This is a genomic window from Streptomyces sp. NPDC004752, from assembly GCF_053601275.1.
The window spans coordinates 1-25869 of the sequence record NZ_JBSGBN010000145.1 but is presented as its reverse complement, the minus strand read 5'-3'; the positions used below and the strand labels follow the sequence as shown (position 1 = coordinate 25869).

Sequence of the window (25869 nt, the reverse complement as noted above, 5' to 3'; positions counted from 1 at the left end):
CGACGGACAACCGTCCGTCGCACCACCGCCCTGTCCGCTTACGTTCGTCCCGCTGCGAGCCGCCGGGACAACGGCGGCTCCCCAAAAGGGAGATCGGGGGTGCACACGTGCGCATCGGACTGCTTACGGAGGGTGGCTACCCGTATGTGAGCGGTGACGCCAGACTCTGGTGCGACCGGCTCGTGCGCGGGCTTGAGCAGCACCAGTTCGACATCTACGCGCTCAGCCGCAGCAGGGAGCAGGAGGACGAGGGTTGGATCCCGCTCCCACCGCAGGTCAGCCGTGTACGCACGGCACCGGTGTGGACGGCCGAGGACGATGGGGTCGGCTATGCGCGGCGCACGCGCCGGCGCTTCGCCGAGTGCTACGAGGATCTCGCCAGGGCCGTCTGTATCGGCTCCGACGATCAGGCGGACCGTTTCGCCAGCGCCCTGTACGGGCTGGCGGAACTGGCCCGCGAGGAGGGCGGACTCGTCGGCGCACTCCGCTCCGAGACCGCCGTACGCGCCCTGGAACGCGCCTGCCGCGCGCACGGCGCGCCGCGCACGGCGCGCGAGGCCCGCGTCCCCGACCTCCTCACCGTCGCGGCGCACCTCGAACGCGCCCTGCGCCCCCTCTCCCTGGACTGGTACGAGGACGAGGGCCTCGGCTCCGTCGACCTGTGCCATGCGACGGCCGGGGGTCCCGCCGCCCTGCCCGGACTGCTCGCCCGCCACTTCTCCGGCGTGCCCCTCCTGGTGACCGAGTACGGCGTGCAACTGCGCTCGCACTACCTGGCCGCCGGCGCCGGGACGGAGGCCCCCGCCGTACGGGCGCTGCTCGCCGTCTTCCACCGTCGGCTCGCTACCGAGATCTACGCGCGAGCCGCGCTCGTCACCCCGGGCAACACGCACGTACGCCGCTGGCAGGAGCGGTGCGGCGCGGACCGCGCCAAGATCCGCACGGTCTACCCGGGCATGGCGGCGTCCCGCTTCGCCGAGGTCGGGGAGTCCCAGGAGCGCGGCGACGCGGACACGCTGGTGTGGGTCGGCCGGGTGGAGCCCGCCAAGGACCTGGTGTCGCTGCTGCATGCCTTCGCGGAGGTCCGCAGGGAGCGGCCCAAGGCCCGGCTGCGGATCGTGGGCGGGCCGGCGGACCCGGAGGGCCGGGCCTATCTCGGTCACTGCAGGGCGCTCGCCGCGCAGCTCTTCCCGGACGAGGCGGACGGCGTGCACGCCGTCGGGGACAATCCGGTGTCCTTCGAGGAGATCGGCGGCCCGGAGGCACCGACCCTGGCCGACGCGTACGCCTCGGGCGCCGTGGTCGTCCTGTCCAGCGTCGTCGAGGGCTTCCCCATCGGCCTCGTCGAAGGCATGCTCTGCGGACGTGCGACGGTGTCCACGGACGTCGGCGCGGTGGTGGAGGTCATCGGTGGCACAGGCCTGGTCGTGCCCCCGCGCAATCCGCGGGCGCTCGCGGAGGCATGCGTGGCGCTGCTGCGCGACCCCGAGCGCCGTGAGTGCCTGGGTGCGGCCGCCCGCGCCCGCGCGCTCGAACTGTTCACCGTCGAGCAGAACATCACGGCATTTCACGGCATTTACCTGGAGATCCTCTCGCGCTGCCCGGTGCGGCGGGTGGTCCTGGACGGCGCCGGCGAGCCCCTGCCGTTCGCCGTTCCGGCCGAGGCGCACATCCCCGGCCGCTGGACCGGTCCGGCGAGCCGCGGCCTCGGCCGCGGTGCCCCGGGCTGGGCCGCGACCGCGACCGACCCGGTGGTGGCCACCCCGCTGGCGGTCACGGACGGTGCCCGATGAGCGGCCTTGGCGAACTGGACCGCCCCGGAACCCCCGCCAGCCCCGGCGCCTGGGACGCCCGATCGGAGGGCTGGCTCTTCGGAGAACCGAACGGACCGAACGGACCGGATGAGCCGAGCGAACCCAGCGCGACGGGTGAGCCCAATGTGATCGGTGAGCCCAACGTGACGGGTGAGCCGAGCATGATGGATGAGCCGAAGCTGACCGGTGAGTCTGACGCGACCGATGTGTCTGACGCGACAGGCAGACCTGACGCGACAGACACACCTGACGTGCCGGGTGAGTCGAATGTGGCCGACCCGTCGGTTGCGATCGGCGCAGCCGGTGTGACGGATGCGGGGGACGTCATGCGGGCGCGGACGGGCGCCTTCGGACGCACGACGGCCGGTGACGCCACCGCGGGGACGAGGGCGGGCACTGCCGATGTCACCGCCGATGTCACCGGTGAGAGCCCCACGTTCGGCGACGCGAAGAGCCCCACATTCGGCGACGAGACCGGCGCCCTGACCGGTGAGAGACCGGTCGGCGGGGGCCGCGGCGCGATCGGTGCGGTCAGCGCGGGTTCGGACACGAAGCGCGGGTCCGCGACGCGACGCGGGGCCGCGGACCCCGTGAAGACGCTGATGCACCGGCACCGCGCACTGTGCGAACGGGCCGTGGACCCGCTGGAGATCGCCGCGGGGCTGGAAGCGCACGGCATCACCGACCGCACCGCCGCCCGCTTCCGCCACCGCGACGTCTTCTCGCTCGCCGAGGAGATGTATGCGCGCGTACCCCGCGACGGTGACCAGCCCCCGCGGTCTGCCGTGACCGCCCCGGCCGCCCGGGCACGCACCGACTGGGCCCTGCGCGCCCTCCTGCCCGGCGCCCTGACCGGGCTCACCCTGGCGGGCCTGCACCTCACCCACGGCCGCGCACGCTTCCTGGTCGCCGCCGCCGGCGTTCTCGCCGTGGCCCTCGGCGCCCGCGTGGCACTGCGCCGCGGCCCGCTGAGCACGCCGTCCGGCACGCACGCGTGGCGCCCCGCAGGCCGGACGCACGCAGGAGCCTGGTGGCTGTTCGGATACGCCCTCCTCGGCGACGGCCTGCTCGGTGCCGCCCTGTCCGGCGGTCCCGCCGACCTGCCGAACGGCACCGTGGACGGCCCTTGGCCGCTGACCGCCGCGCCCGTCCTGGCCCTCACCCTGTCCTGCGCCCCGGCCGCCTGGTGCGCCCATCTCTTCGCCACGCACGCGCGCCGCAGACGCGACGGCAGCCGCGGCCTGGCGGAGTTCGCCGCCGCCGTACGGCCGTTGTTGTTCGGCACGTTCGCCCTCTTCCTGTGCGCACTCGCCGCACTGGCCGCCCTCTCCGGCGTGCTGCTGCGCGAGCCCACCGCCTATCCCGAGACGCTCGCCCTCGGTGCCCTCCTCCTGCTCGCCCGCCTCCTCACCGTCCACCACCTACCGCACTCCGCGGCCCTGGCCCTCGCCGCCGCGGCCACCACCGAGGTACTGGCGCCGGCCCTCGTCCTCACCGGTCGCCTCCCCGGCTGTGCCTTCCTGGCCACCCCTGTCGAGGCCCTGGTGGACGCCTGGGGTCCGGGCGGCATCCCCGTGTTCGCCTGCGCGACGGCCGCCCTCGCACTGCTGCTCCACGCGAACCGCGCCCTGACCCGGGCCTCGGCCCACGCGCCGACCGGGGAGCAGACGTGAACCCACTCGCAGGCGCCCGGCCCCACCCACGGCCGGGACCGCATCACCCCTTCGAAGGAGACGACCAGATGACCACCTCCCGACCCGGAGCATCCGGAGCCACCGGAGCAGCCGGAGCACACACCCCGGGAGCCGAACGATGAGGGTCCTGCTGATCGGAGCCAACGGCTACCTCGGCCGCTTCGTCGCCGACCGCCTGCTCGCCGACCCGGCCGTCCAGCTCACCGCGCTCGGCCGCGGCGACGACGCCGACGTCCGCTTCGACCTCGCGACCGGCAGCCCCGGCGCGCTCACCCGCTTCCTGGACGCGGTCCACCCCGGTGTCGTGGTCAACTGCGCGGGCGCCACCCGGGGCGGCGCCCGCGAACTGACCCGGCACAACACCGTCGCCGTCGCCACGGTCTGCGAGGCCCTGCGCCGCAGCGGCTGCGGCGCCCGTCTGGTGCAGCTCGGCTGCGGCTCCGAGTACGGGCCCAGCCAGCCCGGCTCCTCCACAGCCGAGGACGCCGTGCCCCGCCCCGGCGGCCCATACGGCGTCAGCAAGCTCGCCGCCACCGAACTGGTCCTCGGCTCGGGCCTCGACGCCGTCGTGCTGCGCGTGTTCTCGCCCGCCGGGCCCGGCACCCCGGCCGGCTCGCCGCTCGGCCGGCTCGCCGAAGCCCTGCGCCGCGCCATGCAGTCCGGCGACGGCGAACTGAAACTCGGCGGCCTGGGCACCCAGCGCGACTTCGTCGACGTACGCGATGTGGCCCGCGCCGTGCACGCGGCCTCGCTCTCCGCGGCGCAGGGCGTCATCAACATCGGCTCCGGCCGGGCCGTCCGGCTCCGGGACGCCGCCGCCGTCCTCGCCCGCGTCGCCGGGTACGGCGGCGCCCTGCACGAACTCGACGGACCTCCCGGCCCGTTGCGCACAGCCATCGGGCACCCCCGCGCCGACTCCGACCACGCGCCGCCCGTCGCATACCCGTACCCGGACGGCTGCGGCAGCTGGCAGCAGGCAGATGTCCGCACGGCACGCGACCGGCTCGGCTGGCGCCCCCGGATCAACCTTGAGGAATCCCTCGCGGACATCTGGATGGAGGCCGCATGCCGTATCTGACCAGCACCCCGGCCGGCATCGCCCACACCGGCCTGCGTACCGGCTTCGGCATCCCCGGCTATGCGCACCCCCTCGTCGCCCCCGCGGAATGGGCCGAACTCACCCGTCCCGGCACCCCCCTGCACTGGGTGGTTCTCGACGTCGCGGACGGCCCCGGCGCACACCCCGATCCGCACTGCCTGGAGGCGGCGGGCCGACTGCGCAACGGAGGCGTCCGCGTCCTCGGCCGGCTGGACACCGAGTACGGCGCCCGCGCGGACCTGCTCTCGGACGCGCACCACTACCGCGACTGGTATCAGGTCGACGGCTTCCTCCTGGACCGCTGCCCGACCGAGCGCGCCGACCTGCCCGACGTACGGCGCACCGTCACCGCGCTCCGCACCCTCGGCGAGACCATCCACATCGTCCTCGGCCATGGCACCCACCCGTACCCGGGCTACGTCGAGAACGCCGACCAACTGGTCACCTTCTGCGGCGCCTGGCCCGACTACCGCTGGTCGCAGGCCGCCGAGTGGACCGCCGACTACCCGCCCGACCGTTTCTGCCACTTCGTGCACGGCGTGCCCCGCGGCCATCTCGACGAGGCGCTGCGCATCGCCCGCTGGCAGGGCGCGGCGACGATCTACTTCACGGATCGCACCGACCGCGGCGGCCACATCGACCCCTGGGAGACGATGCCCGGCTACTGGGACGACATCGTCTCGCGGATCGGAACGGGTGTCTCGGAATGAAAAAGGCCGTGGCAGTGTTACGGGGAGAACAAACGTAGTGATCGACCGACCAACGGAGTCCCCGTGTCGCTGCCACCCCTGGTCGAGCCAGCCTCTGAGCTCACCGTAGACGAGGTCCGCAGGTACTCCCGCCACCTGATCATCCCTGATGTCGGGATGGACGGGCAGAAGCGGCTGAAGAACGCCAAGGTGCTCTGTGTGGGCGCCGGCGGCCTGGGCTCGCCGGCGCTGATGTACCTGGCCGCCGCGGGCGTCGGCACGCTCGGCATTGTGGAGTTCGACGAGGTCGACGAGTCGAACCTGCAGCGCCAGATCATCCACAGCCAGGCCGACATCGGCCGCTCCAAGGCCGAGTCGGCGCGTGACAGCGTCAAGGGCATCAACCCGTACGTGAACGTGATCCTTCACGAGGAGCGGCTCGAGGCCGACAACGTGATGGACATCTTCAGCCAGTACGACCTGATCGTCGACGGTACGGACAACTTCGCGACCCGCTACCTGGTCAACGACGCGTGCGTGCTGCTGAACAAGCCGTACGTGTGGGGTTCGATCTACCGCTTCGACGGCCAGGCGTCGGTGTTCTGGTCCGAGCACGGTCCCTGCTACCGCTGCCTCTACCCGGAGCCCCCGCCGCCCGGCATGGTCCCCTCCTGTGCCGAGGGCGGGGTCCTCGGCGTGCTGTGCGCGTCCATCGGCTCCATCCAGGTCACCGAGGCGATCAAGGTCCTCACCGGTACGGGCGAGCCGCTGGTCGGCCGCCTGATGATCTACGACGCCCTGGAGATGCAGTACCGCCAGGTCAAGGTCCGCAAGGACCCGGACTGCGCGGTCTGCGGCGAGAACCCGACCGTCACCGAACTCATCGACTACGAGGCATTCTGCGGCGTCGTGTCCGAGGAGGCCCAGGCGGCGGCCGCCGGCTCGACGATCACTCCCAAGCAGCTCAAGGAGTGGATCGACGACGGCGAGAACATCGAGATCATCGACGTCCGCGAGCCGAACGAGTACGAGATCGTCTCCATCCCGGGCGCCAGGCTGATCCCGAAGAACGAGTTCCTCATGGGCTCCGCCCTGGAGGGCCTCCCGCAGGACAAGAAGATCGTCCTGCACTGCAAGACGGGCGTGCGCAGCGCGGAGGTCCTCGCGGTGCTGAAGTCCGCCGGCTTCGCCGACGCCGTGCACGTCGGCGGCGGTGTGATCGGCTGGGTGAACCAGATCGAACCGCACAAGCCGGTCTACTAGGCGTACGCCTTCACCGGTTCCGGAGGGGCTCGGCATCGCGCGTGCCGGGTCCCTTTCCGTTGCCCGCGGCCTGCCCGCGGCCCGCGCTCCGTGGGCCGCTACGTGCAGACCTTGTCGTCCTTCGGCACCGTCCCGTGCAGCAAGTAGGCGTTCACCGTCGTATCGACGCAGTCGCTCCCCCTGCCGTATGCCCCGTGACCCTCGCCCTTCCAGGTCAGCTCCACACCGACGCCCTCGCCCAACTCGTCCGCCATCCTGCGGGCGCCCTCGTACGGCGTCGCCGGGTCGCCGGTGTTGCCGACCAGCAGGATCGGCGCCGCACCCGGCGCACTGACCTCCGGGGTGTCGTACTGCCCGGCCATCGGCCAGTCGTGGCACCAGCCGGCCGTGTCCCAGCCCAGGAACTTCCCGAACACCGGGGAGATCTCGTCGAACTCCGGCAGCAGCTTCTTCGTCTCCTCCCGCGTGGGCCGCTGCCTGTCGTCCAGGCACGATATGACCCGTTGCGCATGGGACGACGTGCCGTAGCGCCCCGAGGAGTCACGCTCGTTGTAGTCGTCGGCGAGGGACAGCAGCCGTGAGCCGTCGCCCTGCTCGGCTGCCTTCAGTGCCTCGGTCAGCTCCGGCCAGCGGGACTTGCTGTACAGCGGCAGGGCGATCCCGGTGACCGCGAGCGACTGGGTGAGCCTGCGCCCGGACGAGGCCGGGAGCGGTTCGGCGTCGAGCCCGTCCAACAGATCCGCGATCTTCCGGGATCCCTCCGCGGGGTCCTGACCGGTGGACTTCAGATAGTCGTCCAGGGCCCGCTGGAAGCCCAGAGCCTGGTTCTTGGCGTGCCCCACCGTGTCGGCGGTCGGGTCGACGACCGCGTCCAGGATCATCCGGCCCACGTTCTCGGGGAACAGGTGGGTGTAGACGCCGCCGAGTTCGGTGCCGTAGGAGATGCCGAAGTAGTGCAGCTTGGTGTCGCCGAGGACCTGGCGCATCAGGTCCATGTCGCGGGCGGTGTCGGTCGTAGCGACATGCGCCATCAGCGTCCCGGCGGCGCGGGCGCAGCCCTTGCCGAATTCGGCGGCGTCCTGGAAGTAGGCCCTTTCCTCGGCCGGGGTGTCCGGGGTGTTGTCCACGGTCTCCGCGGCCTCGATGTCGCCGTCGCCGCGGCAGCGGATGCCCTCACTGGCCCCGACCCCGCGTGGGTCGAAGCTCACCAGGTCGTACCGCTCGCGCAGCTTGGCGGCCGTCGTGGCGTAGTACGGCATCATCGAGACGCCCGAGCCGCCCGGGCCGCCGAAGTTGAAGAGCAGCGAGCCGATACGGTCGTCGCCGGTGGCCCGCGCCCGGATCAGGGCGACACCGATCGTCCGGCCGTCCGGCTCCGCCCAGTCCAGCGGCACCTTGAGCGTCGCGCACCGCCAGTCGGAGCTCGGCGCCGGGGAGTCCGCGGTGGCCTTGCAGCGGCCCCAGTCGAGCTTTTGCGAGGTGAGTGAGGAGGGCAGTGCGGCGGCGGACGGGCCGGCCGGCGCCGTCGATGACCGCCCCGACCTGTCCTTCCCGTCGCCCGCGCCCGCGCCTTCGTCTCCGCTGCCGTCGGACGATCCGCCGCCGCATCCGGCCATCAGCACCGCGGCCGCCACCGCGGCCGTCCACCGTACGAAACGCACCTTGTGCACCCCCCCTCGCAAGCCCTCCGCACGTCGGTCGCGGAGGGCGGTCAGGCCATAGTAGGCGGATCGAGTCAGACCCGTGGCAGCCTGTGGATAACGCTCTGACCTGCGATTTAATCGAGTGTGAGGGGGTGTCAGGAATCGACTGTGAGGGTGTGTCAGGTGCAGACCGTGCCGGCCGTCGGCACCTTCCCGTCCAGCAGATAGCCGTTCACGGCGTTCTGCACGCACGGGTTCTTGCTGTCGTACGCGCCGTGTCCCTGCCCCTTGTACGTCAGCTGGACGCCGACGCCCTTGCCGAGCGCGTCCGCCATCCTCCGCGCGCCCTCGTACGGGGTCGCCGGGTCGCCGGTGTTGCCCACGACGACGATCGGCGCGGATCCGGGCGCGCTCACGTCGGGGTGCTCGGCGGCGCCCGGCACCGCCCAGTTGGTGCAGCTGATCATGCCCCAGGCCAGGAAGTCCCCGAACTGCGGGGAGGCGGCGCGGAACTCGGGCAGCTTCTGCTGGATGTGGCCGACCGTGTAACGCTGCTTCTCGTCGGCGCAGTTGATGGCCACGTTCGCGGCGGTGAGGTTGCTGTACTCGCCGTTCTCGTTGCGGCCGTTCATCGAGTCGGACAGCACCATCAGGATTCTGCCGTCGCCGTCGTACGCCTCCTGCAGACCCTCGGTGAGGTACTCCCAGAAGTCCTTGGAGTACAGGGACTGCGCGATGCCGTTGGTGGCGGCGGTCTGGGTGAGTCGGCGCGGGAAGATGCCCGGGATCGGCTTCTTGTCGAGGTCGGCGAGGAGTTTGGCGATGCGGTTCTTGACGTCCTGCGGGGTGTCACCGATCGGACACTCGGTGACCTTCGAGGTGCAGTCGTCGGCGAAGTTGCCGAGCGCGAGCTGGAAGCCCTTGGCCTGCCCCAGCGCGCTCTGCTCGGGGGTCTTGGTGGGGTCGACGACCCCGTCGAAGACGACCCGTCCCACCGTCTTGGGGAACAGGTGGGCGTAGACGCCGCCGAGTTCGGTGCCGTAGGAGATGCCGAAGTAGTGCAGCTTGGTGTCGCCGAGGACCTGGCGCATCAGGTCCAAGTCGCGGGCGGCGTCGGTGGTGCGCACATGAGGCAGGACCTTCTTGGAGTTCTTCTCGCAGGCCGCGTTGAACCCCTTGGTCCGGTTCACGAGCTGGGCACGCTCGGCGGCGTCGTCGGGCGTCGCGTCCTGCTGGAAGTACTCATCGAGCTGTGCGTCGCTCTTGCACTCGACGGGGGCGCTGCGGCCGACGCCGCGCGGGTCGAAGCTCACCAGGTCGTAGCGTGTGCGCAGCTTCTCGTAGTCCGCGCTGAAGGCGGGCAGCGTGGTGACACCGCTGCCGCCCGGCCCGCCGAAGTTGAACAGGAGCGAGCCGATCCGCTTGGCCGGGTCACCGCTCGCCCTGACCCGGATGAGCGCGAGCCCGATGGTGTCGCCCTTCGGGTTGCTCCAGTCCAGAGGAGCCTCCAGGGTGGCGCACTGCCAGGAGCCGCCGCCCGGCAGCGGTGAGGGGGCGTTGCCGCCGCCCTCTGCCTCGGAGGGGGCCGGGCAGTCCTTCCAGTCCAGGTTCTGGGTCGTCAGATCCCCGGCCTTCGAGCCGTCGCCGCAGGCCACGAGCAGGGAGGGCAGCAGGACGGCGGCGGCCAGGGCGGCGCGGATCCGGGAGGGGCTCATGATCCCATCCTGGGGTCGCGCACGCCGGGGCGCTCGGGGCGCGGGCCGTACGAGGTACGGGCCGCCCTCCTGGCCAGGCCGAGTTCCGGCGTTCTGGGGCCTTAGAGGGAGCCCCGGCGTGAGAGATGGTTGAAGGCCAGCCAGCCCGGCAACACCGGTAGCCACAGCGTGAGCAGGCGGAACAGCAGCACGGCCGGTGCGGCGACCTCCTTGGGGAGCCCGACGGCGATCAGACCGACGGTCAGCGTGGCCTCCACGGCGCCCACGCCGCCCGGAGTCGGTGCCGCGGACCCGAGGGCGTTGCCGGCCAGGAAGACGACGGCGACGCTGGCGATGCTGAGCGACGTCGACTCGTCGCCGAACGCGCGAATCGAGGCGTCCAGGCACATCACGAAGCAGGCGGTGAGCAGCAGCATGCCGCCGATGCCCGTGACCAGCTTCTGCGGGCGCTGCAGCACGTCGAGCATGCGCGGCACGACGCCCGCGAACAGCGACCTCACGCGCGTGACGACGAATTTCCGCAGGAACGGCACCGAGGTCACCACGAGGACGAGCACCGCCACCGTCAGCAGGCCGGCGATGACCGTGCGGGACGGGGACAGCGACGGGGTCTTCTCGGTGCCGGTCAGATAGCCGAAGGACAGCAGCATCAGGACGTGGCAGCCCAGCCCGAACAACTGGGACGCGCCGACACTCGCCACCGCGAGTCCGGGGCGCACGCCGGAGCGCTGCAGAAAACGTGTGTTGAGGGCCACACCGCCGACCGCGGCCGGCGCCACGATCTTCACGAACGACCCGGCGACCTGGGCCGCCACGGTCCGCAGGAACGGCACACGCTCGGGCACGAAGCCCAGGAGCGCCATCGCGGCGGCGACGTAACTGAGCGCCGAGAACAGCACCGCCGCGATGACCCAGCCCCACTGGGCCTGTGCGAACAGGGTGCCGAACTCGATGTGTGTGAGCTGTGTGAGCAGGTAGTACGCGCCGATGGCGCCCGCGATGAAGCTGATCAGCGTGCGCGGACGGACCCGCTCCAGCCGGGCCGGTTCCACGGGGGCCTGCGGCCTGATCCGCAGCACCTCGTGCCGGATCTGGGTGAGCAGATCGTCTTCGCGGGCCTCCTCCAGGGCCTCGTCGATGGCCCGCTTCTCGGCCCGCTGCTCGGCGCGCACCGTCTTCTTGTCGGGCTTTTCCAGGGCGGGCCTGATGTCTTCCGCGGCCTCTTCCAGACGGGCCTGCTTGGCCTGCCGGGAGGCATCCAGGACCGCCTCGCGCTCGCGCTGCGCCCGTTCACGGGCCAGTTTGCGCAGCGTCGCGCGCGTGGAGCGGGTCAGGGCGATCGGCTGGAGCATCGGCAGACAGTCGGCGACCGCGTCGGGGCCGAGGACGCCCACCGCGGAGGCCACCGCCCGCTCGGCGCCCACCCGCAGTCCGAGCGTGGTCACCAGCTGGGCGACATCCATGCGCAGCAGCAAATCTCCGGCCGCGATCTCGCCGCCGCGCAGATCGGTGAGGATCACCGTGCCGGAACGATCCACCAGGATTGCGTCGCCCGCGAGCCTGCGATGCGCGATGCGTCGCGATTGCAATGCCTGCACCTGGTGCCAGGTGTGGCGCAGCAGCTCGTCGGTGATCTCCTCGTCGGCCAGCGAGTCGAGCGTGCGCCCGCCGCTGTGCTCGTAGACGAGCATGACCGCGTCCGGTCCCAGCTCGGACGTCGCGATCAGCTTGGGCGCGTTGGCGCCGGCCGCGATGGCGGCGTACGCCAGCAGCGCCTCCTGCTCCAGCGCCTGGCGCAGCGACTGGAGGCTGGAGCGGGTGGCGAAGCCGCGCAGGGTCAGATTGCGCCACGCCCGGTAGAAGAAGCCCTGTGCCTGCTGCTCCCGGTCGACCACGGTGACGTCCAGGGGCGGCCCGTCCTCCAGGGTCACGAAGTAGCGCCGTCCACGGTCGCCGTTCTCGGTGTCCGCGGCCTCCTCGCGGGCGGCGGACACCGGGTGGAAGCCGACGTGGCGCAAGCCCGCCATCAGCGTCCGCCCGGTGGGGCGGACGTTGGGGGAGCCGACCGCGTACAGCGTGCCGTAGGCGACGGTCCAGCCGATCAGCACCGTCAGGATGATCGAGAACGGTGTCGTGTAGCCGGTGACGAGCATGGAGAACGCGTCGAGCAGCAGCACGATCCACAGCACGGCGCGCCAGCGCGGTCTGCGGGACATGCCGACGGCCGTCATATACGCGATGACGGGGGCCAGATAACCGTGCACCGGGTCGGTCAGCGCGTGGATGTTTCCCGGGGAGGGCTGGGTGAGGGCTTCCTGGATCGAGCCCGGAGCGGCCCTGGCGACCCACAGGTCGGTGGCGAGCGTCACCCCGTGCGCGAGGACCGCCGCCAGGACGCCGTCGGCGATGCGCAGTCCGTCCCGTTTGATCAGCCGCTCGATCGCGAACGCGACAGGCACCAGGAGGATCGCGATGCTCGACGCCAGACCCGCGATCTTGATCAGTAGATCGGGTGCCTGGCCGGTGCCCTTGTTGATGTCCTGTTCCAGGCCCGAGGTGGTGCCGTGGGCGAAGGCGGCGATGGCCAGGAGCACGGCGATCGCCAGCACGCCCACCAGGAGACGCATCAGGTCGGAGGGACGGTGCACGCGCGCGGGGAGCAGCGGTTCGTCGCCCTCGACCGCGTCGATGTGCGCCTCGTCCGGGCAATCGGCGAGGCGCATGGCCTCCGTGCCGTTCTCCTCCTCGGCGGGGCTGGTGCCGTGTGTCCCGGCGGCGTCCGGGCGTGCCCCGGCGCCGGAGGTGCTCTCCGCGCCCTCGGCGTGCACGCCCTGCTGCTTCATCGTCTCTTCTTGGTCTCGTATCACCGGTCACCGCCCGCACGATGGTGGCATGACCCTCCGACACTCAGGGTCATCAGGGTGCACCTGCGGGGTCGCACAGTGTGCCGGAAATGCTGCCGGAGGGCGAGGGGCGGGCATCGCGCCGCCCGCGTCGGGTTGTCGGTGGGGTGGGGCAGGATGGGGCGAATGAGCCAGGAGAGCCTTCCGGAGGAGGCGCGCGCCGAGGGGCGCGCGGATGCGCTGCCGGAGTACGCCGAGCGGGTCCTCGACGTCGCCGAACGGATCCCACCCGGGCGGGTCATGACGTACGGAGACGTCGCCGAGTGGCTGGAGGAGGGCGGCCCGCGCCAGGTCGGCCGGGTGATGGCCCTCTACGGGGGAGCCGTGCCGTGGTGGCGCGTCGTGCGGGCCGACGGCGTACTGCTCCCAGGTCACGAACCGCGCGCGCTCGGTCACTACCGCGCGGAGGGCACCCCGCTGAAGGAGGCGGGCAGGGCCGCCGAGGGCCACCTGCCGCGGCTCGACATGAGACGGGCCAGGTGGGACGGCGGCGAGAGCGGACAGGGTCACACCTGACAGCTTCCGCCATCGAGGGCCCGTTGGGGGAACCCGTGGCCCGTACGGGGGACACGGGGGACGTCCGTGACATGCCGTACGTTCGTGAGGTGTGGGGCGCGTGTGTCGCGAGAAGCGCGTGGGAAGAAGCGGAAGCCCTGCTTCCGTACCTCGCGTCGGCGTAGCGTCTGCGGCGCGTGTCCCCCTCACCCCGTGGCCACCGCCCTCGACGAGGGGCAGCCAGACGAGTACGAGCACCAGGACCGGCGAACCACGTGAGCTCCTCCTCCACCACCAGACACCTGCCGTACCTTGAGGCGCGGCAGGGGAGCCGTGGCGCTTACCGGCTGGTGCGCACCCCGCCGGCCGAGCCGGATCCCCCTCGTCTGGACGCCGCCCAGCGCGCGGTGGTTGACCACAGCCCCGGACCACTGCTGGTCCTCGCGGGTCCGGGCACCGGCAAGACCACCACGCTGGTGGAGTCCGTGGCCGCGCGGATCGCCCGCGGCGCGGACCCCGAGCGGATCCTGGTGTTGACCTTCAGCCGCAGGGCCGCGATCGAACTGTGCGACCGCATGGCCCGGCGTGTGGGCGCGGCCCGCGCGCCCCGGGCGACCACCTTCCACTCGTACTCCTACGCCCTGGTCCGCGCCCACCAGGACAGCGACCTGTTCGTGGAGCCGCTGCGGCTGCTCTCCGGCCCCGAGCAGGACGTGACCGTCCGCGAACTGCTCGCGGGCCAGCCGGACCTGGAGCGGCTCGGCCTCGCCCATGTGCGCTGGCCGGACGAACTACGCGCCTGCCTGACCACCCGAGGCTTCGCCGACGAGGTCCGTGCCGTCCTCGCCCGCAGCCGGGAACTGGGCCTCGGCCCCGCCACCCTGGACGCCTTCGCGCGGCGCATCGGCCGCCCCGACTGGCGGGCCGCCGCGGCGTTCCTCGCCGAATACCTCGACGTGCTCGACCTTCAGGGCGTCCTCGACTACGCGGAACTCGTCCACCGCGCGGTGCTGCTGGCCGACCGCCCCGAGGTCGCCGCCCGCCTCGCGGCCCGGTACGACGCCGTGTACGTCGACGAGTACCAGGACACCGACCCGGCCCAGGTACGCCTGCTGCACGCCCTCGCCGGCGGCGGCCGCACCCTGGTCGCCTTCGGCGACCCCGACCAGTCGATCTACGCGTTCCGGGGCGCCGACGTCAATGGCATCCTGGACTTCCCGGCGGCCTTCCCGCGCGCGGACGGCCGTCCGGCCCCCGTCGAGGTGCTGCGGACCTCGCGCCGCTCCGGGGCCGCCCTGCTGACCGCGACCCGGCTGCTGACCCACCGCATGCCCCTGACCCGCCTCCCGGCCGACAAGGTGCGCGCCCACCGCGAACTCGCCCCGGTACGCGATACAGGCCGCGTCGAGGTCTACACGTACCCCACGGCCGGCACCGAACTGGACAACGTCGCCGACATCCTCCGCAGGGCGCACCTGGAGGACGGCGTCCCCTGGAACGAGATGGCGGTGCTGGTGCGCGCCGGATCCCGCACCATTCCCACCGTCCGACGGGCCCTCACCTCGGCCGGTGTGCCCCTCGACATCGACGGCGACGACCTGCCGCTGCGCCATGAACCGGCGGTGGCACCGCTGTTGACGGCGCTCCGGGCGGTGGCCACGGCCGAGGCGGCGCGGCCGGCCGAAGGGATCGTCCGGGAGGACGATGAGCCCTCCGACGAGGTGCCCTCAGAGGACGTGGAGCCCTCAGAGGACGTGGAGCCCTCCGACGACGAGGTCCGCGACCAGGAGGTTCCGGGGGAGGAGCCCCGAGTGGAGCCCTCCGGGGAGCGGGCCTCTGCGGCGCGGCCCTCCGGGTCGGACACCGCCGAGCTTGCCCAGGAAGACACCTCCTGGCTCGACACCGAGACCGCGCTGACCCTGCTCGCCTCACCGCTCGCCGGCATGGACACCGCCGATCTGCGCCGACTCGGCCGGGCCCTGCGCGAGGAGGAGAGGACGGCGGGCAACCCGCTGCCGCCGCCCTCGGACGTGCTGCTCGCGCGGGCGCTCGCCGAACCCGAACGGCTGGTCGCGCACGACCCGGCGTACGCCCGGGGAGCCCAGCGCCTCGGCGCGCTGCTGCGGAAGGCCCGGGAGCGCCTCGCGGGCGGCGGCACCACCGAGGAGGCGCTGTGGGACCTGTGGGAGAGCACACCATGGCCCGGCCGCCTGGCACGGACCGCCCGCCGCGGCGGCGCGGCCGGCCGCAACGCCGACCGCGACCTCGACGCCGTGTGCGCCCTGTTCGCCACCGCCGCGCGGGCGGAGGAGCGCACCGGAGGCCGCGGCGCCCTCAACTTCCTGGAGGAGATCGAAGCCGAGGACATCGCCGCGAACACGCTCGCCGGTCGCGCCGTCCGCCCGGACGCGGTCCGGCTGATGACCGTCCACCGTGCCAAGGGCCTGGAGTGGCGCGTGGTCGTCGTGGCCGGTGTCCAGGAAGGTCTGTGGCCGGACCTGCGCCGCCGCGGCTCCCTCCTGGAGGCCGACCGCATCGGCCGCGACGGGCTCGCCGAACCGCTCACCCCGGGGGCGCTGCTCGCCGAGGAACGCCGCCTGTTCTACGTGGCCGCCACGCGTGCGCGTGAACGCCTCGTCGTGACCGCGGTGAAGGCGCCCGCGGACGACGGCGACCAGCCCTCCCGATTCCTCACCGAGCTGGGCGTCACCCCCGAGGACGTCACCGGCCGCCCGCGCCGTCCGCTGTCGGTGGCCGCGTTGGTCGCCGAACTGCGCGCCACCACGGTCGACCCGCGCGCGTCCGCCGGACTGCGCGAGGCCGCCGCCCGCCGCCTGGCCCGGCTCGCCGCGCTCGGCGACGAGGAAGGCCGCCCCCTCGTCCCGTCGGCGCACCCGGACCGCTGGTGGGGCATGTTCGAGCCGACCGAGAGCAAGGTGCCGCTGCGCAACCACGACCAGCCCGTCGTGCTGTCCGGCAGCGCCCTCGACCAACTCGCCAACACCTGCGCCCTCCAGTGGTTCCTGGGCCGCGAGGTGAAGGCCGACGCACCCGCCACCGCCGCCCAGGGCTTCGGCAACGTCGTGCACGTCCTCGCCGACGAGGTCGCCTCCGGACGCACCCCCGCCGACCTCTCCGTCCTCATGGAGCGCCTGGAGTCGGTGTGGAACGCGCTCGCCTTCGACGCGCCCTGGAAGTCGGCGCAGGAGAAGGAGAACGCGCGCGTGGCACTCGAACGCTTTCTGACATGGCACGTCGACTCCAACGGAGCCCGGGCGGGACGCAAGCCGGTGACCAGCGAGCACGACTTCGACGTCACCCTGGAAGCGGGCAACTACGAGGTGCGCGTCCGCGGCCAGATGGACCGCGTGGAGACCGACGGCGACGGACGCGCGTACGTCGTCGACTTCAAGACCGGCAAACAGGCGCCCAGCGCGGCCGAGGTGGACCGCCATCCCCAGCTGGCCGTCTACCAGCTGGCCGTTCGCGAGGGCGCCGTCGACGACGCGTTCGACGGGACGCGCCCCGAACCCGGCGGCGCCGAACTCGTCCATCTCAGGCAGGGCGCCCCCAAACGGGACGGCGGCGACAGCCTGCCCAAGGTGCAGGCCCAGGCCCCCCTGGAGGGCGAGTGGATCGGCGAACTGCTCGCCACCGCCGCCGGGAAGGTGCTCGACGAGCGGTTCACGCCGACCACGGGCCAGCACTGCACCCACTGCGCGTTCCGGGCGTCCTGCAGCGCACGGCCCGAAGGTCGGCACGTGGTCGAGTGACCCGCGCCGGCTGCCGCCGCGACGTTCCGTCGTGACCACCGCTGCGACCCACCGCGCCGGCCGGGCCGCCCCGCGCCTGCCTGTGCCTGCCCGTGCCGATCCGTGCCTGCCCGTGCCGACCCGCGCCCCCTCCGCCCCGGCGGCCCGATCGGCCCCGGCAGCCGGATCCGGCACCGGTTGTCAGTGCCCGCCGCTAGCCTCTGCGACATGCCCGCCCGTATCACCGACCCCGAGCAGCTCAAGGAGTTGCTCGGCATCCCGTTCACCCCGGAGCAGACGGCCTGCGTCACCGCGCCGCCCGCCCCGCAGGTGATCGTGGCCGGGGCCGGGTCGGGCAAGACCACGGTCATGGCGGCCCGTGTGGTCTGGCTGGTCGGCACCGGCCAGGTCGCCCCCGAACAGGTCCTCGGCCTGACCTTCACCAACAAGGCCGCCGGGGAACTCGCCGAGCGCGTCCGCAAGGCGCTCGTCAAGGCCGGCGTCACCGACCCCGACACCATCGACCCGGACAACCCTCCGGGCGAGCCGGTCATCTCCACGTACCACGCCTTCGCGGGCCGCCTGCTGACCGACCACGGCCTGCGCATCGGGCTGGAACCGACGTCCCGGCTGCTCGCCGACGCCACCCGCTACCAACTCGCCGCGCGCGTGCTGCGCGAGGCCCCAGGGCTCTACCCGGCGCTCACCCGCTCCTTCGCCGACCTGGTCAGCGACCTGCTCGCGCTCGACGCCGAACTCGCCGAACACCTCGTACGCCCCGAGGACCTGCGCACCTGGGACACCGACCTGCTGCGCACCCTGGAGGGCGCCAAACTCACCAACGCCGATCTGCGCAAGGTCCCCGAGACGGCCGCGGCACGCCGCGAACTCGCCGACCTGGTGCTGCGCTACCGGACCGCGAAGCGCGACCGCGACCTGCTCGACTTCGGCGACCAGATCGCCCTGTCCGCCGCCCTCGCCGAGATTCCCGACGTCGGCCGCGCACTGCGCGAGGAGTTCCGCGTGGTGCTCCTCGACGAGTACCAGGACACCTCGGTCGCCCAACGCGTCCTTCTGGCCGGTCTGTTCGGCGGCGGCACCGGCCACCCCGTGACCGCCGTCGGCGACCCCTGCCAGGCGATCTACGGCTGGCGCGGCGCCTCCGTCGCCAACCTCGACGACTTCCCCGAGCACTTCGCACACGCCGACGGCCGCCCCGCCACTCGCCGGGCACTCAGCGAGAACCGCCGCAGCGGCGGCCGTCTCCTCGACCTCGCCAACGGCCTCGCCGAACCCCTGCGCGCGATGCACGCGGGCGTGGAGGCCCTGCGCCCGGCCCCCGGAGCCGAGCGCGACGGCGCGGTCCGCTGCGCCCTGCTGCGCACCCACGCGGAGGAGATCGCCTGGATCGCCGACTCCGTCGCCCACCAGGTGCACACCGGGAAGGCACCCGGCGAGATCGCCGTCCTGTGCCGTACGGCGACCGACTTCGCGGAGATCCAGGGCGCGCTCGTCGCCCGCGACATCCCCGTCGAGGTGGTCGGCCTGTCCGGGTTGCTGCACCTGCCCGAGGTCGCCGATCTCGTCGCCGTCTGCGAAGTACTCCAGGACCCCGGCGCCAACGCCTCCCTGGTCCGCCTGCTGACCGGCCCCCGCTGGCGCATCGGTGCCCGCGACCTCGCCCTGCTGGGGCGGCGCGCCCGTCTCCTGGTGTCCCACGCGCGCGTGGGCGCCGCCGACGACCCCGACCGCAGGCTCGCCGAGGCCGTCGAGGGGGTCGACCCGTCCGAGGTGATATCGCTCGCGGACGCCCTCGACACGTTCCTGGACTCCCCCATGGACGCGGACGGCGCCGACGACGGGCTGCCCTTCTCCACTGGCGCGCGCGTGCGCTTCGCCCGCCTCGCCGCCGAACTGCGGGACCTGCGGCGCTCCCTGGCCGACCCGCTGATGGACGTCCTGCACCGCGTCCTCGCCGTCACCGGCCTCGAAGTGGAACTGTCCGCGTCGCCGCACGCCCTGGCGGCCCGCCGCCGCGAGACCCTGTCGAACTTCCTGGACGTTGCCGCCTCCTTCGCCGCCAACGAGAGCGAGGCCACGCTGCTCGCCTTCCTGGGCTTCCTGCGCACCGCCGCCCAGTACGAGAAGGGCCTCGACAACGCCCTCCCCGGCGGCGAGAACACCGTCAAGGTGCTCACCGCCCACAGGTCCAAGGGCCTGGAATGGGACGTCGTCGCCGTCCCCGGCCTGGTCACCGGCACCTTCCCCAGCACCCAGGGCCGGGAGAAGTGGACCTCGCAGGCCAAGGTGCTGCCGCACGGGCTGCGCGGCGACGCCGACACCCTGCCCGATCTCACCACCTGGGACTCGCGGGGCATGAAGACCTTCCACGAGGCCATGAAGGACCACCAGCACACCGAGGAACTCCGCCTCGGCTACGTCACCTTCACCCGCCCCCGATCCCTGCTCCTCGGATCCGGCCACTGGTGGGGCCCCGCCCAGAAGAAACCCCGCGGCCCCTCCGACTTCCTGCGGGCGCTGCACGACCACTGCGCCGCCGGACACGGCGAGATCGAGGCGTGGGCGGACGAACCCGGGGAGGGCGAGGAGAACCCGGCACTGGACCAGGCGACCGTCGACCGGGCCTGGCCGCTGCCCCTGGACGCCGACGCCCTGGCCCTTCGCCGGGCCGCCGCCGAGACGGTCCTCGCCCACCTGGACGGCCTCCCCTCCGACACGGACGGCCACCCGGCGGCCGTCCACGACCCGGACAACCACGACGAACCGGACTGGCCCCCACCGCCCGACGACGACGCACCCCTCGACACCGAGCCTCCCCCCACCCCTCATGAGGACGAGACCCCGTTCGCTCCCCACGAGGACGAGACCCCGTCTGCTCCCTACGAGGACGAGCCCCCGTTCGCGGAGGGCCCGGCCGGTTGGGACTCGTGGGCCACCGACCGTCCGACGGTCCCGCACCAGGCCGGCGCATCCGCCCCGCCGGCGCCCGCCCGCCCTCACCCCACGGAGCCCGGGCCCACCCCCCTCACCCCCGAGGAAGCCCGCACCGTCGCCTCCTGGGACCGGGACCTCGACGCGCTCACCGGAGAGCTGCTGCGCGCACGGGAGACCGTGACGGACGTCACCCTGCCGGCCACGCTGACCGCGACCCAGCTGTTGCGCCTCGCCGCCGACCCCGACGGGCTCGCACAGGAACTCGCACGCCCCATGCCACGCCCTCCGCAACCGGCCGCGCGTCGAGGCACCCGGTTCCACGCCTGGGTAGAGGCCCGCTACGAAGAGTTGACGCTGCCCATGCTGGAACCGGAGGAACTGCCCGGCACCGAGGCCGAGATCGCCGACGAACGCGACCTCGAAGCCCTCAAGGACGCCTTCGAACGCACCGAGTACGCACACCGCACGCCCTACCGCGTCGAGGTCCCCGTCCAACTCGCCCTCGCCGGCCGCCTCGTGCGCGGCCGGATCGACGCCGTCTACAAGCACGGCGACGGCGCCACGGAGACGTACGAGATCGTCGACTGGAAGACCGGCCGCGGGCGCACCGCCGACCCGCTCCAGCTCGCGGTGTACCGGATCGCCTGGGCCGAGCAGCAGGGCGTACCGCCCGAATCCGTCACCGCCGCCTTCCTGTACGTACGCAGCGGCGAGGTCGTACGACCGGACGGTCTGCCGGACCGGGCAGGGCTCGAAAGACTGGTCACCGGGGAGCCCCGGTGTGACGAACCGCCCGATCAGGATGCCGGTGCGGGCCGATAGGCTCGATGGCATGAGCCAGACCCCGGACAGCGCCGTCCGCACGTACATCGAGCAGCATCGCTCCGCCTTCCTCGACGACCTCGCCGAATGGCTGCGCATCCCCTCCGTGTCGGCCCAGCCCGACCACGCGCCCGACGTACGACGCAGCGCCGACTGGCTCGCCGCCAAACTGGCGGAGACCGGCTTCCCGACCACCGAGGTCTGGGAGACCCCGGGCGCCCCGGCCGTCTTCGCCGAGTGGCCCGCCGACGACCCCGAGGCACCCACCGTCCTCGTCTACGGCCACCACGACGTCCAGCCCGCCGCCCTCGAGGACGGCTGGGACAGCGACCCCTTCGAGCCCGTCGTCCGGGACGGCCGCCTCTACGCGCGCGGGGCCGCCGACGACAAGGGCCAGGTGTTCTTCCACACACTCGGCGTCCGCGCCCACCTTGCCGCCACCGGCCGCACCGCCCCCGCCGTCCACCTCAAACTGCTGATCGAGGGCGAGGAGGAGTCCGGCTCCCCGCACTTCGGAGCCCTCGTCCAGGAGCACGCCGGACGGCTCGCCGCCGACGCCGTGATCGTCTCCGACACCGGCATGTGGTCCGCGGACACCCCCACCGTGTGCACCGGCATGCGCGGCCTCGCCGAGTGCGAGATCCGCCTGTACGGCCCCGACCAGGACATCCACTCCGGCTCCTTCGGCGGCGCCGTGCCCAACCCGGCCACCGTCGCCGCCCGCCTCGTGGCCGCCCTGCACGACGAGCACGCGCGCGTGGCGATCCCCGGTTTCTACGACGGCATCGTCGAACTCACCGATCGCGAACGGGAACTCTTCGCCGAACTGCCCTTCGACGAGGGGGAGTGGCTGCGCACCGCCAAGTCGTACGCCGCGCACGGCGAGGCCGGACACACCACCCTGGAACGCATCTGGGCCCGCCCCACCGCCGAGGTCAACGGGATCGGCGGCGGCTACCAGGGCCCCGGCAGCAAGACGATCATCCCGGCCTCGGCGATGGTGAAGCTCTCCTTCCGGATGGTCGCGGGCCAGGACCCCGACCACATCGAGAAGGCGGTCCGCGCCTGGGCCGCCGACCAGGTGCCCGCCGGGATCCGCTGCGAGATCGACTTCGGCGCCGCCACGCGCCCGTGCCTGACTCCGCTGGACCACCCCGCGCTGCGGTCCGTAGTCCGCGCCATGGGCCGCGCCTTCGACAAACCCGTCCGCTTCACGCGCGAGGGCGGCTCCGGACCGGCCGCCGACCTCCAGGAGGTCCTCGGCGCCCCGGTCCTGTTCCTGGGCATCTCAGTCCCCTCCGACGGCTGGCACGCCCCGAACGAGAAGGTCGAGCTGGACCTGCTGCTCAAGGGCGTCGAGATCAGCGCCCACCTGTGGGGCGACCTCGCGCGGAACTGGCGCCATGTGCCCTGATCCGGTGCCGGACAGGGCGGCACCGCCCGCGCGGCACACTGGAAGGACCGCCCCGCCCGTCCCGCGCCTGCCCGACCCGGTTTCCCTCCTGCCCTACGTCCCGCCGACCGCCCGCCGAGCCCGACCGTTTCACCGGGGGAGTTGGAAGCACTCGTGACCACCTGGACCGACCAGACCGCCGACCGACCCATCTCGCTCACCGCCCCCAGCGGCATCGACCGCGCCGCCCACCACCGGCTCGACGAGGCATGGCTCGCGGCGGCGTGGAGCCACCCCACGACCCGCTGCTTCGTGGTCTCCGGCGGCCAGGTCCTCATCGACGAGACGGCGGACGGCCGTACCGAACTCGTCATGACCCCGTCCTTCGAGGCCCCCCTCACCGAGGCGCACCGCTACTTCCTGGGCACCGACGACGAAGGCGTCAGCTACTTCGCCCTCCAGAAGGACTCCCTGCCCGGCCGCATCGACCAGTCCGCCCGCCCGGCCGGGCTGCGGGAGGCCGGCCTGCTCCTGCCGCCGCGTGACGCGGGTCTGATGGTGCACGCGGTCGGCCTGGAGAACTGGCAGCGGACCCACCGTTTCTGCTCCCGCTGCGGGGAGCGCACGGTCATCGCCGCCGCCGGACACATCCGCCGCTGCCCGGCCTGCGGAGCCGAGCACTACCCGCGCACCGACCCCGCCGTGATCATGGCGGTCACCGACGACGAGGACCGCATCCTGCTCGGCCGCCAGGTGCACTGGCCCGAGGGCCGCTTCTCGACGCTCGCCGGGTTCGTCGAGCCCGGCGAGTCCATCGAGCAGTCGGTGCGCCGCGAAGTCTTCGAGGAGGCCGGCGTCACCGTCGGCCGGGTCGAGTATGTCGCCAGTCAGCCCTGGCCGTTCCCGTCCAGCCTCATGCTGGGTTTCATGGCACACGCCACCACGACCGACATCGAGGTCGACGGCGACGAGATCCACGAGGCCCGCTGGTTCTCCCGGGAAGAGCTGCGGGCCGCCTTCGAGTCCGGCGAGGTGCAGTCGCCGTACGGCATTTCCATCGCCGCCCGCCTCATCGAACTCTGGTACGGCAAGCCGCTGCCGACCCGCAGCTTCGTCTGAGGACCGGCGACGGCGGCCGCTCGGGGCCGGTGTCCTCTCCTACGACTTCCCCCAGGTGACCCGCGGACAGCAAGGTCAGGATCCCCGGCGTTCCAGAGCAGGAAAGGAGTACGCCAGGAAAGGAGTACACACGGCACACAAAACCCCCGATCAGCCGTTGCTGCCGTCGGGGGTCGTGTGGTGGTGCGAAGGTCAGGCGGTGAGGGCCTGCTTCACCTGGGCGAGACTCGGGTTCGTCATGACGGCCTCGGCGCCGCCGTCGGCGGAAACCACCCGAACCGTCGGCACGGTCTGGTTGCCGCCGTTCGCCTTCTCCACGAACGCGGCCGACTCGGGGTCCTGCTCGATGTTGATCTCGGTGTACGCGATGCCTTCCCGGTCCATCTGGCTCTTCAGCCGACGGCAGTATCCGCACCACGTCGTGCTGTACATCGTCACAGTGCCCTGCATCTCGCTCGCGCTCCTCTGGCAGCTCGGGGAAGGTCGTCCTGTGCGGGAACGCACGTCACCGGCCCGCCATTCCCCGCCGGGGGAGCCGGGGGTAGGGGAGCCGGGGGTAACGGACCAGGCGCGACACCTGCCGCAGGAGCGAGACGCCTGTGGCACGCCCGCCGCATTAGTACGACTGCAAGGGCCTGCCTGTGGACAACCGTCACAGCCGTCCCGGGCGACCTGACAGCATGGCCGTGTGACAGCAGCAACGCACTCCACCCTCTTCCCGCACGTACCGGACTCGGCCGACGCGGTGCTCGAAGGGCTCGACCCCGAGCAGCGCGAAGTGGCCACCGCCCTGCACGGCCCGGTGTGCGTGCTGGCCGGGGCCGGTACGGGTAAAACGCGGGCGATCACCCATCGCATCGCCTATGGCGTGCGTGCGGGCATCCTCCAGCCGTCCAGCGTGCTCGCCGTCACCTTCACCAACCGCGCCGCCGGCGAGATGCGCGGCCGACTGCGTCAGCTCGGCGCCCAGGGGGTCCAGGCCCGCACCTTTCACTCTGCCGCGCTCCGCCAACTCCAGTACTTCTGGCCGAAGGCGGTCGGCGGCGGCATGCCCCGGCTCGTCGACCGCAAGATCCAGCTCGTCGCGGACGCGGCCGCCGCCTGCCGCATCCGCCTCGACCGCGGCGAACTGCGTGACGCCACCGCCGAGATCGAGTGGTCCAAGGTCACCCAGACCGTCCCCGCCGACTATCCGCTCGCCGCCGCGAAGGCCGGCCGGGAGACCCCCCGTGACGCGGCCGAGATCGCTCAGCTCTACTCGGTGTACGAGGACCTCAAACGCAGCCGCTCGGTCATCGACTTCGAGGACGTCCTGCTGCTGACGGTCGCGATCCTCCAGGACCGGCACGACATCACCGAGCAGGTCCGCGCCCAGTACCAGCACTTCGTCGTCGACGAGTACCAGGACGTCAGCCCTCTTCAACAGCGGCTGCTGGAGCTGTGGCTGGGCGACCGGGACAGTCTGTGCGTCGTCGGCGACGCCAGCCAGACGATCTACTCCTTCACCGGCGCGACACCCGATCACCTCCTCGACTTCCGCATCCGCCACCCGGGCGCCACCGTCGTCAAACTGGTCCGCGACTACCGCTCCACCCCCCAGGTCGTCCATCTCGCCAACGGGCTGCTCGCCCAGGCCCACGGGCGGGCCGCCGACCACCGCCTGGAGCTGGTCTCCCAACGCGCCGCGGGCCCCGAGCCCGGCTACACGGAGTACGTGGACGAGCCCGCCGAGGCCGAGGGCGCCGCCCGCCGCATCCGCGAACTCATCGACGCCGGTGTCCCGGCCGCCGAGATCGCGGTCCTGTTCCGAACCAACTCCCAGTCCGAGACCTACGAGCAGGCCCTCGCCGATGTCGGGGTGCCCTACCAGCTGCGCGGCGCCGAGCGGTTCTTCGACCGCCCCGAGGTGCGCAAGGCGGGCATTGCCCTGCGCGGTGCGGCCCGTTTCGGCGGCAACGACGCGCTGTTGGACGATGTCGTGGACCTGCCCTCCCAGGTGCGCGCGGTTCTGTCGGGGGAGGGCTGGACCACCGAGCCGCCGGCCGGCTCGGGGGCGGTCCGGGAGCGCTGGGAATCACTGGCGGCCCTGGTCGGCCTGGCGCAGGACTTCGCGGCGGCCCGGGTCGGTGCCACCCTGGGCGACTTCGTGGCGGAACTCGACGAACGGGCGAACGCCCAGCATGCCCCCACCGTCCAGGGCGTCACCCTCGCTTCGCTGCATTCGGCCAAGGGCCTGGAGTGGGACGTCGTCTTCCTGGTCGGCGTCGCCGAGGGGATGGTGCCGATCACCTACGCGAAGACCGACGAGCAGATCGAGGAGGAACGCCGACTCCTCTATGTCGGTGTGACCCGCGCCCGGGAGCGGCTGTATGTCTCCTGGTCCCTCGCCCGGTCCCCGGGCGGCCGGCCGAGCCGTCGGCCGAGCCGCTTCCTCGACGGTCTGCGGCCCGGTTCCACGGGCACGGTCGGGCATTCGGCCGGCGGTGCCTCGGGCGGCATCGAGCGGGGCCGGG

General features: G+C 72.6%; 15 protein-coding genes. 11 read left to right on the top strand and 4 right to left on the bottom strand.

What is annotated here, in order from left to right:
• Positions 1 to 107 precede the first annotated feature (107 nt).
• The 5 genes from pelF (at position 108) to moeZ (ending at position 6559) form a co-directional block, all read left to right on the top strand.
• Positions 108 to 1793, top strand: coding sequence for a GT4 family glycosyltransferase PelF (pelF, locus tag ACWEKM_RS39005; RefSeq protein ID WP_451626033.1), 1686 nt, complete (start codon positions 108 to 110; stop codon positions 1791 to 1793).
• A 272-nt stretch (positions 1794 to 2065) separates the two neighbouring features.
• On the top strand, positions 2066 to 3487 hold the full coding sequence (locus ACWEKM_RS39000; RefSeq protein WP_451626032.1) for a hypothetical protein: 1422 nt from the start codon (positions 2066 to 2068) through the stop codon (positions 3485 to 3487).
• 139 nt (positions 3488 to 3626) lie between these two features.
• Entirely contained in the window at positions 3627 to 4586 is a 960-nt protein-coding gene (locus tag ACWEKM_RS38995; RefSeq protein WP_451626031.1) for an NAD-dependent epimerase/dehydratase family protein, read from the top strand.
• Positions 4574 to 5317 (top strand): spherulation-specific family 4 protein, encoded by a 744-nt coding sequence (locus tag ACWEKM_RS38990; protein ID WP_451626030.1) that lies wholly within the window; start codon positions 4574 to 4576, stop codon positions 5315 to 5317. Before ACWEKM_RS38995 ends, ACWEKM_RS38990 begins: the two co-directional genes overlap by 13 nt.
• A gap of 63 nt (positions 5318 to 5380) precedes the next feature.
• The gene (gene moeZ, locus ACWEKM_RS38985) at positions 5381 to 6559 is read left to right on the top strand and encodes an adenylyltransferase/sulfurtransferase MoeZ (RefSeq protein ID WP_451626029.1); all 1179 of its coding nucleotides are present in this window, start codon (positions 5381 to 5383) and stop codon (positions 6557 to 6559) included.
• A 98-nt stretch (positions 6560 to 6657) separates the two neighbouring features.
• Here the strand turns inward: moeZ and ACWEKM_RS38980 are convergent, their stop codons facing one another.
• The 3 genes from ACWEKM_RS38980 to ACWEKM_RS38970 all read right to left on the bottom strand — a co-directional run bounded on the left by ACWEKM_RS38980 (position 6658) and on the right by ACWEKM_RS38970 (position 12760).
• The gene (locus tag ACWEKM_RS38980; protein WP_451626034.1) at positions 6658 to 8175 is read right to left on the bottom strand and encodes an alpha/beta hydrolase; all 1518 of its coding nucleotides are present in this window, start codon (positions 8173 to 8175) and stop codon (positions 6658 to 6660) included.
• A gap of 206 nt (positions 8176 to 8381) precedes the next feature.
• Positions 8382 to 9917, bottom strand: coding sequence for an alpha/beta hydrolase (locus ACWEKM_RS38975; RefSeq protein ID WP_451626028.1), 1536 nt, complete (start codon positions 9915 to 9917; stop codon positions 8382 to 8384).
• 101 nt (positions 9918 to 10018) lie between these two features.
• On the bottom strand, positions 10019 to 12760 hold the full coding sequence (locus ACWEKM_RS38970; RefSeq protein ID WP_451626027.1) for a lysylphosphatidylglycerol synthase domain-containing protein: 2742 nt from the start codon (positions 12758 to 12760) through the stop codon (positions 10019 to 10021).
• Between the two features lie 186 nt (positions 12761 to 12946).
• Between ACWEKM_RS38970 and ACWEKM_RS38965 the strand changes: the two genes are divergently transcribed.
• From ACWEKM_RS38965 to nudC, 5 genes are all read left to right on the top strand, one after another.
• Entirely contained in the window at positions 12947 to 13336 is a 390-nt protein-coding gene (locus ACWEKM_RS38965) for an MGMT family protein (RefSeq protein WP_451626026.1), read from the top strand.
• Between the two features lie 254 nt (positions 13337 to 13590).
• On the top strand, positions 13591 to 17088 hold the full coding sequence (locus ACWEKM_RS38960) for an ATP-dependent helicase (protein ID WP_451626025.1): 3498 nt from the start codon (positions 13591 to 13593) through the stop codon (positions 17086 to 17088).
• Between the two features lie 207 nt (positions 17089 to 17295).
• Positions 17296 to 20844, top strand: coding sequence for a UvrD-helicase domain-containing protein (locus ACWEKM_RS38955; protein ID WP_451626024.1), 3549 nt, complete (start codon positions 17296 to 17298; stop codon positions 20842 to 20844).
• A 10-nt stretch (positions 20845 to 20854) separates the two neighbouring features.
• Positions 20855 to 22258, top strand: a complete 1404-nt coding sequence (locus ACWEKM_RS38950; protein ID WP_451626023.1) for a dipeptidase — start codon at positions 20855 to 20857, stop codon at positions 22256 to 22258.
• 153 nt (positions 22259 to 22411) lie between these two features.
• Entirely contained in the window at positions 22412 to 23356 is a 945-nt protein-coding gene (nudC, locus tag ACWEKM_RS38945; RefSeq protein WP_451626022.1) for an NAD(+) diphosphatase, read from the top strand.
• A 192-nt stretch (positions 23357 to 23548) separates the two neighbouring features.
• On the opposite strand, the gene ACWEKM_RS38940 is transcribed toward nudC, so the two are convergent.
• Positions 23549 to 23806 (bottom strand): mycoredoxin, encoded by a 258-nt coding sequence (locus ACWEKM_RS38940; protein WP_451626021.1) that lies wholly within the window; start codon positions 23804 to 23806, stop codon positions 23549 to 23551.
• Between the two features lie 238 nt (positions 23807 to 24044).
• On the opposite strand from ACWEKM_RS38940, the gene ACWEKM_RS38935 reads away from it, so the two are divergent.
• Positions 24045 to 25869, top strand: a 1825-nt coding sequence (locus ACWEKM_RS38935; RefSeq protein WP_451626020.1) for an ATP-dependent helicase, incomplete at its 3' end; no start/stop codon positions are given.

Excerpts from the sequence above, each read along its gene's own strand:
- ACWEKM_RS38995 (WP_451626031.1), top strand. The coding sequence starts at position 3,627 with ATGAGGGTCCTGCTGATCGGAGCCAACGGCTACCTCGGCCGCTTCGTC.
- ACWEKM_RS38990 (WP_451626030.1), top strand. The coding sequence starts at position 4,574 with ATGCCGTATCTGACCAGCACCCCGGCCGGCATCGCCCACACCGGCCTG.
- ACWEKM_RS38980 (WP_451626034.1), bottom strand. The coding sequence starts at position 8,175 with ATGGCCGGATGCGGCGGCGGATCGTCCGACGGCAGCGGAGACGAAGGC.
- ACWEKM_RS38975 (WP_451626028.1), bottom strand. The coding sequence starts at position 9,917 with ATGAGCCCCTCCCGGATCCGCGCCGCCCTGGCCGCCGCCGTCCTGCTG.
- ACWEKM_RS38970 (WP_451626027.1), bottom strand. The coding sequence starts at position 12,760 with ATGAAGCAGCAGGGCGTGCACGCCGAGGGCGCGGAGAGCACCTCCGGC.
- ACWEKM_RS38965 (WP_451626026.1), top strand. The coding sequence starts at position 12,947 with ATGAGCCAGGAGAGCCTTCCGGAGGAGGCGCGCGCCGAGGGGCGCGCG.
- ACWEKM_RS38955 (WP_451626024.1), top strand. The coding sequence starts at position 17,296 with ATGCCCGCCCGTATCACCGACCCCGAGCAGCTCAAGGAGTTGCTCGGC.
- ACWEKM_RS38950 (WP_451626023.1), top strand. The coding sequence starts at position 20,855 with ATGAGCCAGACCCCGGACAGCGCCGTCCGCACGTACATCGAGCAGCAT.
- ACWEKM_RS38940 (WP_451626021.1), bottom strand. The coding sequence starts at position 23,806 with ATGCAGGGCACTGTGACGATGTACAGCACGACGTGGTGCGGATACTGC.